This is a genomic window from Rhizobium sp. 01T417, from assembly GCF_056398905.1.
Genome location: NZ_JBFTQH010000014.1, coordinates 133,668 through 151,091 on the forward strand (window position 1 = coordinate 133,668; position 17,424 = coordinate 151,091).

Consider the following 17,424-nt stretch of genomic DNA (forward strand, 5'->3'; position numbering starts at 1 on the left):
AAGTGGCCTCGCCCCTGCGGCCATGGCTAGGTAGGCAACGGCTCTCCCGTTTGTTCCTTTACCATGTATTCCGCATACCAGATTGGCCAACCTTCATCGTGTTGCCCGGTCAGTTTCTCGTGTTCACCATGGGCCTCTGACGCGCGCCGCAGCGCGGCCTCGAGTTCGGCGGAAGAAACGAAGGCTGCCCCGCCCGTGTCTATGCGACCCGGCAAGCGGCCGGTGACCTCCTGCAACAACCAGCCGTTCCCATCAGGATCATTGAACGAGGCGTAGGTCCTATAGGTGCGGCGCTCAGGGTCGCGGCCGCTTACTCTCCGGCTCCCGAAAAGGTACGGCTCGTCGGTACCAATCTTTTCTTCGCCTGCATGAAACACTTCGCTGATCCGTACACCGCGCGCCAGAAGTTCCTCGCGCGCCGCGCCGATGTCGGAGACGATCAGATATAGGCCCCGCGCAGAACCGGGCGCAGCCGAAGTGACGTTCTTTCCGAAGATGACCGAGCATCCCGAACCGGGCGGCGTGAACTGGATTACGCGCCACTCGCTACCAGCGGTGAAGTCGCCGTCTAGCCGCCAGCCAAGGCTCGCGTAGAAGCTCTTGGCCCGATCGACGTCGGCTACGGGGATTACGACCACTTCCAGCTTCATGTCGACGCCTCGATCGCGCGTGGGCCGGGGTGAATTTTCGCTGCGAACCTCGGTATTACTCATCTCGAGTCTCCTAGATTGTTTAGCTGCGAGATAAACGGCAGGTGGGGAGCGCTCACGGATGACGCGAGTTATCAAACTCTACAAACCTGCACTACGGCCGACATAAACGCGATTGCCCCTATGGTGCCCCCAGACCCGAAGTCGGATTTTAGTCGGCACGCCTCATCGAGACAACAATCCGGCAGTTGCGGGATTTGCCGCCCATTTTCGCTGGCGTCTAAACGGAGGTTATGGCTCCGATTTCCTTGCAAGCACCAACGCTGCTTCGATGCCCGCCTCTAATATGTCCTCAGCCAGAGACATATCCGAAACAGCGCGTGCGGTTTGCAGGGTCATCGTCATCGGCGCGACGAACTATCCGCACTTGATCGACGCCGTATTACTGCGCTCTGGCCGTCTCGAGCGCCATTTCGAAATCGGGCTTCCGGACGAGAAACCACGCGCGGATATCTTCCGGTTCTACCTTCGTGGACGCCTTTCCGACGAGGAGGTCCGGACTATGGCGTCGGATTCCGAAGCCGGGTCTGGCACGGCACTACAACACGAAATGCAACATGTGACATGCCTCGGCAATACTATGGCCCGGCAAACAGTTACGACCCTACAATCTATCCTAGGATGCGGGCTGCGCCACGGCCTCGGCAATCGGAGCGGGTCGTCGTTCCAATTCAGGTGGAATCCGGAACCACAGGACATAAAGCGCCGGAAGGAAGATCAACGTCAGCGCCGCGGCAACGACCAGACCGCCCACCACGGTAAAGGCAAGCGGCGACCAGAACGGGTCGCGGATGATCGGCAGCATGCCGAGGATCGTCGAACCGGCGGTCAGGAAAACCGGCCGCAGACGCTGCGCGGTGACGTCGATGACGCCCTGCCAACTCCTGCCTTCCTCCTCCATCCGTCTATCGATCTGGTCGATGAGCACCACTGAGTTTCGGGTGATCATGCCGATGAGAGCGATCATGCCGAGGACGGCGATGAAACCGACTGGCACGCGAGTGATGAGCATGATCAGCACGACGCCAATCAGCCCGAGCGGCACGACGCTGACGACCAGGATGAGGCGCTGCACGCTCTGCAGCTGAAACATCAGGACGATGAGGATGATGACAGCCATGACCGGCAGCATGGCTACGACTGCTGCGAGCCCATCTTCCGCACCCTCAACGGAGCCACCGACCTCGATGAGGTAGTTGGGATTGTCGCGAATGAGTGCAGCAATCTGCGGCGTGGCGGCATCGACGATGTCAGTCGCCAGCACTCCTTTTTCCGCGTCGGCCTGGACGGTGATCGTAGTCGAGCGGTCATGCCGCCAGATCAACGGCTGCGTTGTCTGGTATTCCACCGTCGCGATGCTTGAAAGCGGCACGGTGTGATTGGGACCGACCGGGATCTGCAGCGAACGCAGCGTATTGATGTCGACGCGTTGATCCTCCGTCGCGCGTGCGACAACGTTGACCAGATAGATGGAATCACGCACCTGCGTGATCGGCAGGCCCGAGGAGGTCGCAAACAGCGTCTGCGCTATAACGGACGAGTTCAACCCGACCAGCCTGGCGCGGTCTTGGTCGACGTTGATAACGACCTTCCGGATAGGTTCGTTCCAGTCGAGGTTCGGTTGAACAGCGCCTGGGACGGTATGGAGAACGTCAGCAACCTTCCAGGCGAGATCGCGCACACCGACGATATCAGGGCCGCTGACGCGATATTGAACGGGCCAGCCGACTGGTGGCCCCATTTCCAACGGAGAGACACGAGCGATGATATCTGGGAACTGCTCGTCGAGGAGTTTTTGTAGCCTCTGCTGCAGGGCATCCCGCTGGGAAACGCTCTTGCTGATGACGACTGCCTGCGCGCGGAAGGGGGCCGGCGGATTGAGGTCCATTGAGAGATAGAACCGGATCGGGTCGGAGCCGACGTAGAAGCTCCAGTTGGCAACCCCTTCGTCGGCGGCGAGGATTTCCTCCACTCGCTTCACCTGGGCGGCAGTCGCCTCTTGCGAGGCATCTTGTGGCAGGACGAGCGACAGGAGCAGTTCCGGACGATCTGACGATGGGAAAAATTGCCGGCGCATATACTGTGAGCCGAAAAGTGACGCGGCAAACAGGGCGACGGTCGCCAGAATGACGAGAACGCGCATTCGGACGCAGGCGCTGAGCAGCCTCTTGAAACCACGGATAAGCTTGCTCTCGGTCTTTTCGCCGGCTTTTTCGCTCGGCTTCAGGACGGCGAGGCCAACGATCGGTGTCAGAAGCACCGCCACCAGCCAGGACACGATCAGGGAAAAGCCGATCACGAAGAACAGCGAGCGCGCGTATTCGCCCGAGGAACTCTGGGCGAAGCCAACCGGAATAAAGCCTGCAATGGTGACAAGCGTTCCCGCAAGCATCGGAAAGGCGGTGGATGTATAGGCGTACGCTGCCGCCTTCACGCGGTCCATTCCTTCCTCGAGCTTCGCCATGGTGATCTCAACCGTCACCATCGTGTCGTCGATCATCAACGTCAGCGCGATGATCAGCGCACCGAGCGAGACACGCTGCAATGCAATGCCGGTGATGTCCATGAAGAGGAAGGTCAGCGCCATCACCAGCGGGATCGAGACTGCGACGGCAAGGCCCGCTCGCACGCCGAGTGCCAGGAAACTGACACCAAGGACGATGACGACAGCCTGCGCCAGCGAAGTCGTGAAGCCGCGAATGGCGGTTTGCACCACCGTCGGCTGGCTCGCGACCCGCGTCAGATCAATGCCGATCGGCAGGTCGTGCTCGAAACGGCTCATGACGCTATCGATGTTTCGGCCAAGCTGCAGAATGTCGCCGCCGGAGGCCATCGAGACGGCAAGCCCGATCGCCGGCTTGCCGTCGACGCGAAAGCGCGGTTGCGGCGGATCGAGGGTGCCGCGCACGATATCGGCGATGTCGCCGAGGCGAACGAAGCCGGAGGCGGTCGGAATATTGAGCTCGCGCAGATCCTTTTCGCTGGCGAGACTGCCCGAAACCTCCAAGACCGTGCGATCGCGCTCGGTCGTCAGCTGGCCGGTGGGAAGAACGGCGTTCTGCGCCTGAATCGTCGAGATCACGCTCGGCATGCTGAGGCCGAGGCTGGCGAGCCGATTGGTCGAGAACTCGATGAAGATCGTCTCGTCCTGCGTGCCAATAAGCTGAACCTTGCCGATATCGTCGAGCTTGAGCAGGCGGTTGCGCGCCTCGTAGACCCAGTCACGCACCTCGCGGTCACCGAAGCCATCAGCAGTGAAACCGTAGATGATGCCAAAGGTATCGCCGAAATCGTCGTTGAAGAACGGCCCGCGGACGCCAGCCGGAAGCGTCGAGACGATGTCGCCGACCCTGGTTCGGGCCTGATACCAGGATTCGCCGACCTGGTCGGGCGGCGTTGCGTCGTCGAGCACCACGTAGATCACTGACTGGCCGGCGCTGGTCAGGCTCCTCAGGTGATCGAGATGCGGCACCTCCTCGAGTGTCCGCTCCAGCCGGTCCGTAATCTGGTCTGTAGTCTGCTCGATGGTGCCACCCGGCCACGCGGCAGACACGATCATCGTCTTGAAGGTGAATTCCGGGTCCTCGTCGCGGCCGAGATTGAAATAGGCGAGAATGCCGCCGACAGCGCTCAGAAATGCGAGGAAGACGATCAGGCTTTTGCGCTGAATGGCCCATTCGGAGAGATTGAATCCTCCGTTCATTGGACGCTTCCTTCAAGCAGGCGAACCGCCATGCCGGGACGCAGCTGCTGGACGCCGGCGACGACGACCTGATCGCCGCTCGACAGCCCCTTGCTCACGAGGAAATCCTGCGTATCGAATCGATGGACCTCTACCGGCACGAGCTTGGTGGTGTTGCTTGCCGGGTCAACCACCCAGACGGCCGGCTGGTTGTTCTGGTTGAACAGCGCCGTCATCGGCAGCCGCGCGACGGGCGCGCCTGCGATCTGGATCGTACCACGCACCGAACTGCCGAAACGGAACTCTTCAGGCGCGTTGTCCAGGCCGACGCGGACGGTGAAATTGCGCGTAACCGGATTGGCGGTCGGCGATATTTCCCTGACGGATCCACTCGCCTTCACATTTGGATTGCTTAACAACCGAACTTCGACGTGGGCATTGCTGTTGGCGGTCTGGATCGTCGCCTCCGGCACCTGGAACACCGCATCCCGCGGACCAACCTGCGCCACGCGGACGACCATCTGACCCCCGCCGACCACCTGGCCCACTTCGCCGCCAATGCCAGTGACGACGCCGGCACCATTGGCTTTCAGCGTACGGTTGTCGAGGTTGGTCTGGGCAATCCGCAACGCCGCCTCAGCGGCATCGACACCGGCCTGGGCAACATTGGCCTGCGCTATGGCCGCGTCTAACTGCTGACGGGTCGACGTCCGCGGGAAGAGTTGCTGCTGGCGATTGCGCTCGATCTCGGCGTTCTGGAAGGTCGACTGCGCGGAAAACAGATTGGCTTCCGCCTTGCGGAGCGCATCCTGGGCATCTTCGGAATCGAGCCGGGCGATCACCATTCCGACCTCCACGCGATCACCGACCTCGACGTCGCGCTCCCGGATTTCCCCGCCCTGGCGGAAGCCGAAGCTGGTCTCGACCCGTGGCTGGATCTCGCCAACCAGGGAGCCGAACGTATCCTCGGGATTGAACGAGACAGCCTGCGTCTTGACTGGCCGCGTCGGCAGCTCTTCCTTTTCCTCGCTTCTCTGGCAGCCGGAAAGGACAAGGGCGGTAAGCCCCGCGTAAACGAAAATCGCTTTGTGTCTCGACATCAAGGAACGCAACTGCATGGCGGCCTCTCACTTCTCGAACACACCCACAAGTTGGCGCGGCTTACACCGCGTCAGCGATCGGTAACCCGGGCGACCGGAGCACGCGTAAAAGGTCAGTAATCGACCGCGTCGCGGATGATCGGGCAGGTCATGCAATGCCCGCCGCCGCGCCCGCGTCCAAGTTCAGCACCGGTAATGGTGATGACTTCGATACCTTCCTTGCGAAGCAGCGTGTTCGTGTAGGTATTGCGGTCATAGGCATAGACGACGCCCGGGGAAGCGCAGACAAGGTTGGCGCCGCTATCCCACTGGGTGCGCTCGCGCATGTAGTCATTGCCCCCGGTCTGGACGACGCGCATCTTCTTCAAGCCGAGGGAGTCGCGGACCGTCTCGACGAAGCTGCCCTTGTCCTTGTGCAGCTCGACGCCGCCTTTGCCGTCCGGGCGGTAGGAGAAGGCATCGATCTTGTCGACGATGTCGGGATAGATCAGGACGCAATCACGGTCGGCGAACGTGAAGACCGTGTCGAGATGCATGGCCGCGCGCAGCTTCGGCATGGCCGCGACAATAACGCGTTCGGCTGCACCCTTTTCGAACAGCGCCTGGGCTACCTGGCTGATCGCCTGGCGCGAGGTCCGCTCGCTCATGCCGATTAGCACGTTGCCTTTGCCGATTGGCATGACGTCGCCGCCCTCGAGCGTGGCAAGCCCCCAATCCTTGGTCGGATCGCCCCACCAGACGTTCACCTTTCCGGCGAAATCCGGATGGAACTTGTAAATGGAGCTGGTGAGGATTGTCTCCTCGTGGCGGGCCGGCCAGTAAAGTGCGTTGAGCGTTACCCCGCCGTAGATCCAGCAGGTGGTGTCTCGGGTGTAGAGCGTGTTCGGCAGCGGCGGCAGCAGGTATTCGTTGACACCCGCCGCGTCGCGTATCAGCGCGAGCTGCTCACCACCGATCGATTCCGGAAATTCAAAGGTCGACAGGCCGCCGATCAGCGTTTCGGCGAGCTCGCGGTTTGAAAGCCCCTCCAGATAGGAGCGAACCTCGTCGAGCAATCCGAGCCCGATCTGGTTTGGAGCGACCTGATGGTCGAGGATCCACTTCTTCGCTTCCGGGATGGCAACTGTTTCGGCGAGCAGATTGTGCATCTCAACGACTTCGACGCCGCGATCGCGCATCTTCGTCATGAAGTCGAAATGGTCGCGTTTGGCATTGTCGACCCAAAGCACGTCGTCAAAGAGAAGGTCGTCGCAATTGCTCGGTGTCAGGCGCTGGTGAGCCCGGCCGGGCGCGCAGACCATCACCTTGCGAAGCTGGCCAACTTCCGAATGCACGCCGAAAGGGATGTCTGATGTCATGACGCTCCTGCCTTTCTGTTCAAGGTGTGATGATGCCCGTCAACAGGCCGTAGGCCCCGATCAGGGCAGCAATCAATGTGACGGCGAAGATGATGAGCTCGGTGGAGGTAAACAGCTGCAATTTCTGCTCACGCCGCGCCCAGACATAAAGAATGGTGCCGGGCACCAGGAGGACGGCGACGAGAAGCACATATTTGAGACCGGCGGCAATGAACATGAAGATCGTGTAGATGACGGCGATCCAGGCGAAGATCTGGTCGCGACCACGCTCATTGGGCGTCGTTTCATAGCCCACGCCGCTGCGGGCAAGCAAAACGCCGTAGCCGGCGACGAGGAGATAGGGCAGTAGCGAGGTGACGCTCGTCATGTCGAGCATGAAATTGAAGGCGTCGCGTGACCAGTAGGTGGAGATGATGAACAGCGACACGACCAGGTTCGTCAACCACAACGCGTTGGCTGGTACGCGATTGGCATTCTGCGCGGCAAAGAGCCTCGGCATGTCGTCGGACTTGGCCGCGGCGAAGAGCACTTCGGCGCAGATCAGCGACCAGGCGAGATAAGCGCCCAACACCGAGACCAGAACGCCGATCGAGATGAATACGGCGCCCCAGTGCCCGACAACGGCTTCGAGAACCGCGGCCATTGAAGGTTGCTGGACGGCGGCAATCGCCGATTGCGGCATCACCGCATAGGGAAGCATGGTCACCGCCACCATCAGGCCGGTGACGCCGACAAAGCCCAGTATGGTTGCGGCGCCAACATCGGAGCGTTTTTCGGCAAAGCGTGAATAGACGCTTGCGCCTTCGATGCCGATGAACACGAACACAGTGATCAGCATGGTATCGCGGACCTGCGCGACCAGCGACTTTGCCGGCATGTCCGCACCGCCAAAGAAGTTCTCGGAGAACTGCGTATAGTTGAAAAAGAAGATCAGCAGCAGGATGAAGACGAGGATCGGCACGATCTTGGCGACGGTGACGACGGTGTTGATGAACGCTGCCTGCTCCACCCCCTTCAGGATCATGAAATGGAAGGCCCAGACGCCCACCAGCGATACGATGATCGCAATCGCGCTGCTTCCGTCGCCGAAGATGCCCGGGAAAAAACGCCCTAGGGTCGACCCGATGAGCACCCAGTAGAAGACGTTGCCAAGGCAACTTCCGAGCCAGTAGCCGAAGGCCGAAAGGAAGCCCATGTAGTTGCCGAAACCAGCCTTGGCATAGGCGAACACGCCCGCGTCGATGTCGGGCCGTTTCTCGGCAAGAGCCTGAAACACGCGCGCGAGCATGTACATGCCGGTACCCGCGATTGCCCAGGCGATGATGGCTCCGAAAGGTCCCGTGGCGGCGCCGAAGCGACCGGGCAGGTTGAAAATGCCGGCCCCGACCATGGATCCGACAACCATGCCAGTGAGTGCCAACCGGGAAAATTTCTGCGTGGATTGAGATGCCATGTCGCCCTCTCATGCCAACCGATGTTGCTTTTTAAAGCTTATGCACGTCGCGAAATTATTTCTCTGGAACGATAACTCGTTTCCCTGCGGCTGCGGTCCGTATGAAGTACCACGAATCTGCGATGCTTGCAATTTTTTGCGACCACTGGCTGTAAATTAACAACCACTCATCGCGTTACGCGATCGACTAAATGCTAATACGTCCCGTCGCTATGCCGAGAATCGCGACAACTGCGCCGACCGCCGCAACCATAAATATGGCGGTCTCCGCCGGAGTAAAGGCTCGCGCACTCTGCTCGCGTCTGGCCATGAAGTAGAGGATGGTTCCAGGTCCATAGATGGCGGCCGACAATAGCAGGTGCTTGGCGCCCGCGGCATAGATCAAGCCGGCGGTATAGAGAAGCGCGATACCGGCCCGGACGAAGTCGCCACGATGACCGGACGAATCCCGCTCGTATGTCTCGCCGGTCCAGGCGAGCTTGAAGCCGTAAGCCGCAACCAGAAGATACGGGATCAGGATCATTGAGCTCGTCAGCTCCAGCGCCAGGGTGAAGGCGTATTGCGCAAAGAGAGTGAGGATCAGAAACACCTGGACCACAATGTTGGTGAGCCAGAGCGCGTTCGAAGGAACACCGCTTTCGTTCTCTTTGGAAAGAAACCGCGGCATCGTGTCGAACTTCGACGCCGAATAGAGAATTTCGGCGGCGAGCAGCACCCAGGAAAGGTAGGCGCCGGCGACCGAGATTATCAGAGCGGCGCTGACGAACAGCCGACCCCACGGTCCGACCACCGCTTCGAGCACGCCGGCCATCGAAGGATTTCTGAGCGTTGCGAGATCCGTGCGCGGCATTATCCCGTAGGACAGAAGCGTAATCAGAACCATCAGCGAAAGCACGCCGAGAAAGCCGGTCAGCGTCGCGATACCGACATCGGCACGATTGCGTGCGTAACGCGAATAAACGCTCGCGCCCTCGATGCCGACAAAGACGAAGACCGTGACCAGCATGGTGGCGCGCACCTGGCTGGCAATGTCGGCGAAGGTCGGGTCACCGCCGCCCCAGAAATTGGCGGCGAACAGGTCGTATCTGAAACCCGCAATCACGAAGACGATGAAGAGCAAGATGGGAACAATCTTTGCAAATGTAACGATCGTGTTGATTACCGCGGCTTCGCGAATGCCGCGCAGAATGACGAAATGCATGCTCCAGAGGAGGATCGAAGACGTTGCGACCGCGAGTATCGTGTTGCCATCGCCGAAGATCGGGAAGAACAGTCCAAGTGTCGATTTGATGAGCACAAAATAAGAAACATTGCCCAGGAGGGCCGCCGACCAGTAGCCAAGAGCCGAGAGGAAGCCGAGATAGTTGCCGAAGCCGGCCTTGGCATAGGCATAGATGCCTGCGTCGAGATCGGGGCGGCGCCGCGACAGTGATTGGAAGACGAAGGCGAGCATCAGCATGCCGACGCCGGCGATCGTCCAGGCGATGATTGCACCGAACGGTCCGGTTGCGCGGCCGAAAGCCTGTGGCAAGGAAAATATCCCCGCGCCGACCATCGAGCCCACGCACATCGCCATCAGGGTCCAAATCGAAAACTTTCCTTCAGAGGGGGAGGTCATGACACAAACCGAGTTGTTGGATGGGTGAAGTTTAGCGCGTCCTTTGACGCAAAGTGCACAGCAAGAAATCCAGAAACTGCGCCTCCAGTCCCGTTTGCAGGATCACGCACGTGTGGCCAGGCCTGTATTGGGTGCCGATAATCAACCACGTGCATAAGTCCCGAAAAGGTAAAGGACGATGATGTAACAGAGTATCTGCAGTGAGTAGGTCTGGCCATTGCCGGTATAGGCCTGGCGAACCCACTGCGCCGCTCCAATGACCGCCGCGCTGGTCCCGTTCCAGACGGCCCTGGCTAGGGGTTCGGTGACCGCTGCCAACGCCGGTTTATAAAAGCGATAGAAAGCGTCGATGCCCGTTTTCGAAAAGCGGCCGAGATTGCCCCGGTAAATAAGCCAGGCGACGAGAAAGAACGCAGCCGACAGCATAAGGGCGACCGTCATCGCTGGCAGCGGATTCCAGTGCGCATAAACCTCTTCGAGCGACATTCCCTGCCAGACGAGCCTTGAGGAAAATTCCGGGTCGATTGCTGCCGAAATCGGACCCATCACGAGTTTCGGGAAAAATGAGAGTGCCAGAATGCCGACCGCAAGCAGCGCTTGCGGCGCAAGCAGGCTGATCGGGGCTTCACGCAGATATAGCCGGTCTCCTTGCGGTGGGCTTAGGAAGATGGCGTAGGCGAAGCGAAACATATAAAGCAGACCGAGCAAGGTCGCAGCCACCCCAAGCGCGGCCAGCCCGTACCACCCACGATCGATCATGGCACTGAGGAGCAGCCATTTGGCGCCGAAGCCGACGAGTGGTGGCAGTCCCGACATTGACAGCAGCGCGACGACGGCAAGCAAGAACGTGAGCGGCATTGCCGTCATAAGTCCGCTGATCTCGTCGAAGCGGCGCGTGCCGGTTCGCAAAATGACGGCAGCTGCCACGAGAAAAAGAATGCCCTTGACCATCAGATGGTTGGCGATGAGATACATCGCCGTCACCCAGCCAAGATGGCTCATCATGGCGATGGCCGTCATGATATAGCCGATCTGGCTCATGCTCGAATAAGCGAGCATGAGCTTTACGTCATCCTGCTTGAGCGCCATCGCTGCACCGCCAAGCGTGGTCAGAAGGCCGATCCAGGCCATCACATGTGCAAGCTCCAATCCCGTGTTTGCCCTTATCGCCAGATAGGTGACAAGAAACAGGCCGACGATCGCGACCTTGCTGACCACGGCCGACAGCATCGCCGACATGTCGTCATCGGCTTCCGCATAGGCGCCGGGCAGCCAAACATGCAGGCCGATCGCGCCGGCCTTGATGAGAAAGCCAATCCCTAAGAGGGTGAATGCCATCGACGCCATGCTGGACGAAACGAGCGCGTTCAGGGAGATGGTGCCGCTCGCTGCAGCCGCAAGCCCGAAACCGGAAAGAATGCAGAAGGCCGAAATCAGGGAAAACATCAGGAAGGGCAAGGCATGCGGGTGCGCACTTCGCCCTTGCATGATGAGGAAATAGGTCGACAGGGTGATCAGTTCCCAGTTGAAGAAGAACTCGAGACTGGTGGGCGCCCAAAGCAGTCCGACGATCGCAAGCAGCAGGACCGTCATGAATGGATAGTAGCCGGGACGCTGATCGGTGCGATAAAGCCCCGCCATGGCAACGACGAGCCCGCCCCCAAGCAGAAGGGCGGCGAACAGTTGATTGAGCCCGGACATCAAAGTGACTTGTGCCATGCCGAGAAAGAACGCGAACGCGAGCATCAGAACGCATTTGATCCGGCCGGGAAGAAAGTCCAAGCAGAAGACGACGAGACCAGCAAGGAGCGGCAGGAAGAGCTGGAGCGATGCAACCCCGGCAAGGCGTGATGCGATCCAGCCTCCCGCAGTCAGCAACATCACGCAGACAAGCGACGGCGTGAGCGCAGCGATCCTGGGCCAGGCTTCGGCAATCTCGGCCGACGCCCGTGTCGACTGCTTGAACCAGCGAAACATATAGGCAGCTTCGAGAAGCGACCCAGCCAGAATGAGGATCACCCAGCCGTAGTGCTCGCCCGCGGCAAGCCGCACCACGAGTTCCCACTTTGCCCAGAAGCCGGGGAAAGGTGGCAGACCGGAGATTGCAACCAGCAACATGGCAAAGACGAGGAGCGTCAGCGGTCGGTTGGCGATGGCAGGCCATGCCGTGGTGCGTGGGAGCCCAACTGCACCGGCCAGCCAGAACAGGCCAGCCTTCGCGAAAAGATGGTTGAAGAACAGTCCGCCGACCACAAGCGGCATCGCTGCATCGGCGTCGAGTTCTCGCAGCAAGGCAAGCGACAGCATCAGCAGGCCCATCTGCGCAATCGACGAATAGCCGAGCAGGCGCTGCACCTTCGTCTGCGGCAGACCGGCGAGATTGGAGAAGAGAAAGGTCAGGCCACCCGCCCAGGCAATGAGGTCGTAATGGGTCGCAAACAGCGGCAACAGCTTGAACAGCGCAAAGAAGACGCCCGCCGACACGCCGCCGGAGACGAGGGCTGCAATCCCGGCGGGCGCGGTTTCGTAAACGTCGAGACCCCAGCCATTGGCGGGAAAGGGTTTCAGTTCGAGTACCAGCGCCGACAGGATAAAAAGAAGCGCCGTCGTGCCGATCGGGCCGGATATCAGCGCTCTGTGTTCGATCATGTCGTCGATGTTGAGGGTTCCGGTGACGTGGTAGAGCAGCACGGCGCCCAACAGGAAGCATGACGAGGCGAGCACCGTCGCCATGATATACTTGAAGCTTGCCGAAAGTGCCGCAGGGCTGCCCTCCGTCCCAAGCAGGCCATAAGTGGCAATCGACATGATTTCCAAAAAGACGAACTGGTTGAAGAGATCGCGGGTCATGACCATGCCGTTGATGCCCATAACCAGTATGAGATAGAGCAGCAGTGCCGCATAGGAGTTACGCAGCCGGCCCCACAGCTGCCAGACGCCGAGCATTGCGGCGAGATTGACGCTGATGGCGAAAAACCCCTCCCAAAGCCCGAAGCGCAGATTAATGGAAAAGGGTGGAATCGCCCCGGCGGTATAGATCTCGATTGTCGACCCGCCATGGAGCAGCCACCACAACTGGACTACCGACACCAGTGTCATGCCGGCAAGGGCGGCGAAGAAGACCGTGGCCGGGAGCGGCTTGGCAATGCGATAGACAAGCGGGATGAGAAAGCCGCCGCCAAGGCCGAGCAGGAAAATCGTCAGCGGTTGCAGCACGCCGGTTACCATTTCGATTCCGTCAGCGCGTCGATGGAAAGGGTTTTCCTGGCATCATGGATACGGATCGCAAAGGCAAGCATCACGGCGGTCACGGAAAAGCCGATGACGATCGCCGTGACCACCAGCGCGGCGGGGATGGGATCAACCGAACGCACCGTTGCCTCGGAGATTGAAAGCGCCTTGTCGATAATCGGAGCCGTTCCCCCGGTTACATAGCCTGTCGCGACCATCACCAGATGCAGCCCGGTATTGATCAACGAAAAACCGATGATGATGCGCAGTATGTTGCGATGACTAAGCATCCCCCAGAAACCGATGAGGACGAGCGCGAAGCCCGTGACCATGAGAATGTGCGACACCGGCAGCCCCATGTTTCCTCCTTCAGCTTCTGAAGCGATCGATGACGACGCTCAGCTCCGCCCCTACCTTGATGCCCAACAGCGCCGAAATCACCGGGATCGCCCCGGCGCTGGCGAGTGAGCCAAACTCTCCCTTGGGCAGGATGTGGCTGTCGAGAAACCCGCCTGCGAACCAGAGCCCGCAAATCCCGAGCACGACGTAAATGACGCCGGCCAGCGATTCCGTTACGCTTAGAAAGCCTTGATGGAGGCCCGTGCCGGGGCGGGCGAGCACTAGCAGCATCACGCCCGACGCCACCACAGCCCCTCCCTGGAAGCCGCCGCCGGCCGAAAGGTGACCGTTCATGATCACATAGGCGCCGAACAGGAAGATCAGCGGCAGGATGATCTTCGCGCCGTTTTCCACGAGCTCGCTTGGCCGCGGGGCTTCGTTCCTGCGGTCTTGCACCGGCGATCCGCCAAGCAGGATGCCGACGCTCGCAGCCACCATGAAAAGGACGGCCACTTCGCCGAGTGTATCGAAGCCGCGAAAGGTGATCAGGATGCCGGTGACGACGTTCGCTCCGCCGAGATCCTGTGGCACCGCGGTGAGATAGTGCCGGGCAAGCGGCGAGAGCGTCTGGCGTTCGCTATATCCGCCTGCGACGCCGGCGAAGATGAACGCGAAGAAGAGGATGGCAAGAAGGCTGAAGACGCGTTTTGTCATGCCTTGCCCTCCTTGGTCGCCTCATCTGCATCGCGAAGCGCATCCACAACCGTCGTCTCCGCCATCGGCGTGCGTACTGCATGGGCCGCGCGCGACAGCGCGTGCGACGACAGGGGGTTGGTTATCAGAACGAAAACGGCGACAATCAAGAGCTTGAGCGACCAGTCGGGATGGTAGATGCCAAGCCCGGCGACGACAAGGATGTTGCCGAGCGTCGAGGCCTTGGTCCCCGCCTGGATGCGGGTAAAGACATCGGGCATGCGCAAAAGCCCGAGGCCGGCGGAAAAGAGAAAGAACGCGCCGACGAGGATGACGATACTGCCGACTAGCTCCTGCACGTCTCACTCCTTCTCTCTACCGGCGTCTCCGCCGCCGGTTCTGCGAATGGCATAGAGAAAGATCAGCGTCGCGAGCCCGGAACCGATTGCTGCTTCCGCCATGGCGACATCGGGCGCGGCAAGCAGCACGTAGGAGACGGCCGCAAGCAGGCTCGCGAGCCCCGAACTCACCATCGCCGTCATGAGATTGGGAAGGCGCACAGCAAGAACCCCGCTGATCAGGATGCAGCCGCACACCAGCACAACGAGAAGCTCTAGCATCGTGTCACGGCCCCTTTTCCAGGAAACGAGCGATAGCAAGCACGGCAAGGAAGCTGAGCAGCCCGTAGACGAGCGCCACATCGATATACACGAACCGGCCGGAAAGATGCGCATAAAGCGTCACCAGCGCGATCGAGACCACGGTCAGCATGTCGATTGCCACGACGCGGTCCATGAGGGTTTTGCCGATGATCAGACGCAGCGCCCCGAAAACGATGCTGAAGAAGATGAGAACGGCGGCAATGCGAACGATGAAATCAGCCAAACGCCGCCCCCAGGTGCTTTTCGAAGGGGCCGGCGATCATCGCGGCGGCTCGCTCCGGGTCTGTCGTCTTCACATCGAGCCAATGAACGAAAAGGGCGTCGTCCCTGATGTCCATGACCAGCGATCCGGGGGTCAGCGCGATCGCATTGGCAAGGGCAAGGCGACCGATTGGCGATTTCAGCCGCATCGGAATCCTCACGATGCCGGGATGAATGTCGATGCGCGGCGAATAAACGTAGCGCAGCATGTTGACGTTCGCCTTCACCAGTTCGATGAAGAATACCGATGCAAAGGCAAGGCAATGATATGCGGCGCCCGGTGTCAGCGCGGCCTGCTGCCATAGTCCATAGCGACGCGAAAAGATCGCGGCGATGGCAAGGGAGATGAGGGCGCCCGTGATCACGACCGGCAGTGCGAGCGAGGCGTTCACGATCAGCCAGAGCGCGAACAGCAAAACCCAAAGGCCGATCAATCCCTTGAGGGATTCAGGCAAGCCGCGTTCGGTAGTTTCGCTCTCCGACGGCATAGCATCGACCTTCGTCGCCACTCCTCTAACAATCAAACAGGGTTGCCCCTCGAAATCAAGAGGGGCCGTCCTCCCCTGAGGTACCCTGTCACAAATAGGCGACGTCAAGATTGATGATTACCGCTCGGGTGGTAGCTGGTGGCACGTCACGCCAAGGCATCCCGAAGTGCAGGTCGTCACCTTCTCCGAAGGAATGAGGGCGGCAACGGCCCTGCTATCTGCCTCACAGGGAAATATGCCCTCGGTGATGGAGACCAGCGCCGGTTCCGTCAGCACCACCTGCCAGCCATTGCCGCGCCCCGATAGCGCGTGGCGCAGCGTCAGAGGTGCGGCGATACGGCGAAAGCGCAGGGCACATCCCATGCCGCATGCGACGGCAGCCTCGATCTCGCCGGGGTGCACCGCCTTCAACTCGCCGCGGTGCGCGCCGGAGGTCGCCTCGACTGCGAGCGAGCCGGCGAGGAAGCCGGGAAAGCCGATGAACTGCCGGCACCGAAGATTTGGGCGACAGCGGTCACGAGCGAACTTCCATCGATGTAGCGATATAGATGACCAGAAGGTCGGGGATGCCGCGCAGCACCGTGGCGTAGGTGTTAGCCGCCATCGAAGCCCATCTCGATAGTGGCAATTCTTTCGATCAGTCCCATTTCGAGCGCCTCGCGCCCCACAAACGGTGCAATTCGCCTTAAACGGACGCGAAAAGCGGGCGAGAAACCACAGCGCGTTTTGGGCCCTCGGGGTTTGATCTTTTCCATAAATGCAACTTGCGCTAGGATCTCAAAAGAAATCTAGCCACAGGGGAAGAGTCATGACGCTTTCTGATTTCCTGTCGCCTCGAAAGATTGCCCTATTTGGGATCGTTTCCCTTCTGCCTGGCTGCACTGCCGACGTTGGCCCCAATTATTGGCGTCCGCCACCTAGCCCATCCAGGCCGCCGCAGATGTGCACTCTGGATAACACTCCGGTTTGCGGCCAACGCGGCCCCCGTGTCCAGACCTTCTCCAACGCGTGCGACGCTCAAGCAGCCAACTTCACGGTTATCAGCCGCGGCCAGTGCCGCCGCCAGCCCGGCATAACAGTACGCCCGCGCTAAGCCATTTTCGGTGGAAGCTGCATAGTGCAACAGTCATCGGCGCCTTGACGTCGAGCTTGCGCTTGAGGCTCTCCAAATGAACGCGCGGGTGCTCGATGGCGATCCCGCAGCGACAAAACTGAGCGCCCTGACAATGGCCAGGAGCGCATCGAGCGCAATGTGCGTGACGATCTTCGGGCTGCCAGCGAAGAAGGCATGGAATCCGCCAAGGATTTGCGTGATGAGGTCACAAAAAGTGTTCCCGCACTCGCCGAGACATTGAGACGGCGAAAACATCAAAAGGAAAACCTGAACCAGGCTATGCGACGGGTCCTGCCCGGATTATCCGGCGGTGCCGGGGTTTTGAAGAGCGCGTTCGATCATCACAGCCCCATTGCGGTCCCGCCTCGTGCTCGCGCTCGCACGGGCGCAAACCCCTTTGATCGCCTCAACTATCTTCGGGCGATCCATTGAGACACTCGCGGGAGCGGCACCGCACGCCCGCTCCCACTTTGATGACAATGTCTCTGGCTCAAGTCGCCAAACGAACGAACACATTCTCGGCGTGAACACGATTAACGTCGACTTGTTCCCTGCGCGCATTTCGGTAGGTTGTATTTTTTCACGAATTACCACTATGATGACGGCGTCTGCATTTCCGTCGATGGAGGACATAGCCATGTCAACGTTGATTGCGATTGTTTATCCCAACGAAGCCAAGGCCGAGGAAGTGCGCCAGCGCTTGCTCGAGCTGCAG

13 protein-coding genes and 3 pseudogenes are annotated in these 17,424 nt (G+C 60.1%); 2 read left to right on the forward strand and 14 right to left on the reverse strand.

The annotated features are described in order from the left end of the window. Window positions 1–26 precede the first annotated feature (26 nt). Entirely contained in the window at window positions 27–713 is a 687-nt protein-coding gene (locus tag AC1DPR_RS16110) for a VOC family protein (RefSeq protein WP_113263226.1), read from the reverse strand. Window positions 714–996: 283 nt separating this feature from the next. Between AC1DPR_RS16110 and AC1DPR_RS16115 the strand changes: the two are divergent. After that, a pseudogene (locus AC1DPR_RS16115) lies at window positions 997–1,092 on the forward strand (hypothetical protein); the annotation flags it as partial. A 234-nt stretch (window positions 1,093–1,326) separates the two neighbouring features. Here the strand turns inward: AC1DPR_RS16115 and AC1DPR_RS16120 are convergent. The 13 genes and pseudogenes from AC1DPR_RS16120 to AC1DPR_RS16180 all read right to left on the reverse strand — a co-directional run. Further along, the gene (locus AC1DPR_RS16120; RefSeq protein WP_477816678.1) at window positions 1,327–4,413 is read right to left on the reverse strand and encodes an efflux RND transporter permease subunit; all 3,087 of its coding nucleotides are present in this window, start codon (window positions 4,411–4,413) and stop codon (window positions 1,327–1,329) included. Next, complete coding sequence (locus tag AC1DPR_RS16125; RefSeq protein ID WP_477816679.1) at window positions 4,410–5,510, reverse strand: efflux RND transporter periplasmic adaptor subunit; 1,101 nt, start codon at window positions 5,508–5,510, stop codon at window positions 4,410–4,412. Before AC1DPR_RS16125 ends, AC1DPR_RS16120 begins: the two co-directional genes overlap by 4 nt. Before the next feature lie 95 nt (window positions 5,511–5,605). Then, window positions 5,606–6,850, reverse strand: a complete 1,245-nt coding sequence (gene arcA, locus AC1DPR_RS16130; RefSeq protein WP_113161800.1) for an arginine deiminase — start codon at window positions 6,848–6,850, stop codon at window positions 5,606–5,608. Between the two features lie 19 nt (window positions 6,851–6,869). Further along, a complete protein-coding gene (locus AC1DPR_RS16135; RefSeq protein ID WP_113161799.1) occupies window positions 6,870–8,303 on the reverse strand; it encodes a basic amino acid/polyamine antiporter in 1,434 nt (477 codons plus the stop codon). 187 nt (window positions 8,304–8,490) lie between these two features. Next, window positions 8,491–9,921: a basic amino acid/polyamine antiporter gene (locus AC1DPR_RS16140; protein ID WP_477816680.1), complete on the reverse strand. Its 1,431-nt coding sequence runs from the start codon at window positions 9,919–9,921 to the stop codon at window positions 8,491–8,493. Between the two features lie 141 nt (window positions 9,922–10,062). Continuing rightward, window positions 10,063–13,149, reverse strand: coding sequence for a complex I subunit 5 family protein (locus AC1DPR_RS16145; protein WP_477816681.1), 3,087 nt, complete (start codon window positions 13,147–13,149; stop codon window positions 10,063–10,065). Next, entirely contained in the window at window positions 13,143–13,511 is a 369-nt protein-coding gene (locus tag AC1DPR_RS16150; RefSeq protein ID WP_018856274.1) for a sodium:proton antiporter, read from the reverse strand. The genes AC1DPR_RS16145 and AC1DPR_RS16150 overlap by 7 nt, the downstream gene beginning before the upstream one ends. A 10-nt stretch (window positions 13,512–13,521) precedes the next feature. Continuing rightward, the gene (gene mbhE, locus AC1DPR_RS16155) at window positions 13,522–14,205 is read right to left on the reverse strand and encodes a hydrogen gas-evolving membrane-bound hydrogenase subunit E (RefSeq protein WP_113161796.1); all 684 of its coding nucleotides are present in this window, start codon (window positions 14,203–14,205) and stop codon (window positions 13,522–13,524) included. Next, entirely contained in the window at window positions 14,202–14,543 is a 342-nt protein-coding gene (mnhG, locus tag AC1DPR_RS16160) for a monovalent cation/H(+) antiporter subunit G (protein ID WP_112646618.1), read from the reverse strand. The genes mbhE and mnhG overlap by 4 nt, the downstream gene beginning before the upstream one ends. 3 nt (window positions 14,544–14,546) lie before the next feature. After that, a complete protein-coding gene (locus AC1DPR_RS16165) occupies window positions 14,547–14,804 on the reverse strand; it encodes a hydrogenase subunit MbhD domain-containing protein (protein WP_018856271.1) in 258 nt (85 codons plus the stop codon). Between the two features lie 4 nt (window positions 14,805–14,808). Further along, on the reverse strand, window positions 14,809–15,069 hold the full coding sequence (locus AC1DPR_RS16170) for an MrpF/PhaF family protein (protein WP_018856270.1): 261 nt from the start codon (window positions 15,067–15,069) through the stop codon (window positions 14,809–14,811). Further along, window positions 15,062–15,562 carry a Na+/H+ antiporter subunit E gene (locus AC1DPR_RS16175; protein ID WP_477816682.1) on the reverse strand — a complete coding sequence of 167 codons (501 nt, stop codon included), beginning with the start codon at window positions 15,560–15,562 and terminating at the stop codon, window positions 15,062–15,064. Before AC1DPR_RS16175 ends, AC1DPR_RS16170 begins: the two co-directional genes overlap by 8 nt. A 276-nt stretch (window positions 15,563–15,838) precedes the next feature. Further along, a pseudogene (locus tag AC1DPR_RS16180) lies at window positions 15,839–16,193 on the reverse strand (ABC transporter permease); the annotation flags it as partial. A gap of 913 nt (window positions 16,194–17,106) precedes the next feature. Here AC1DPR_RS16180 and AC1DPR_RS16185 point away from each other — a divergent pair. Then, window positions 17,107–17,424 (forward strand): annotated as a pseudogene (locus AC1DPR_RS16185) (hypothetical protein); the annotation flags it as partial.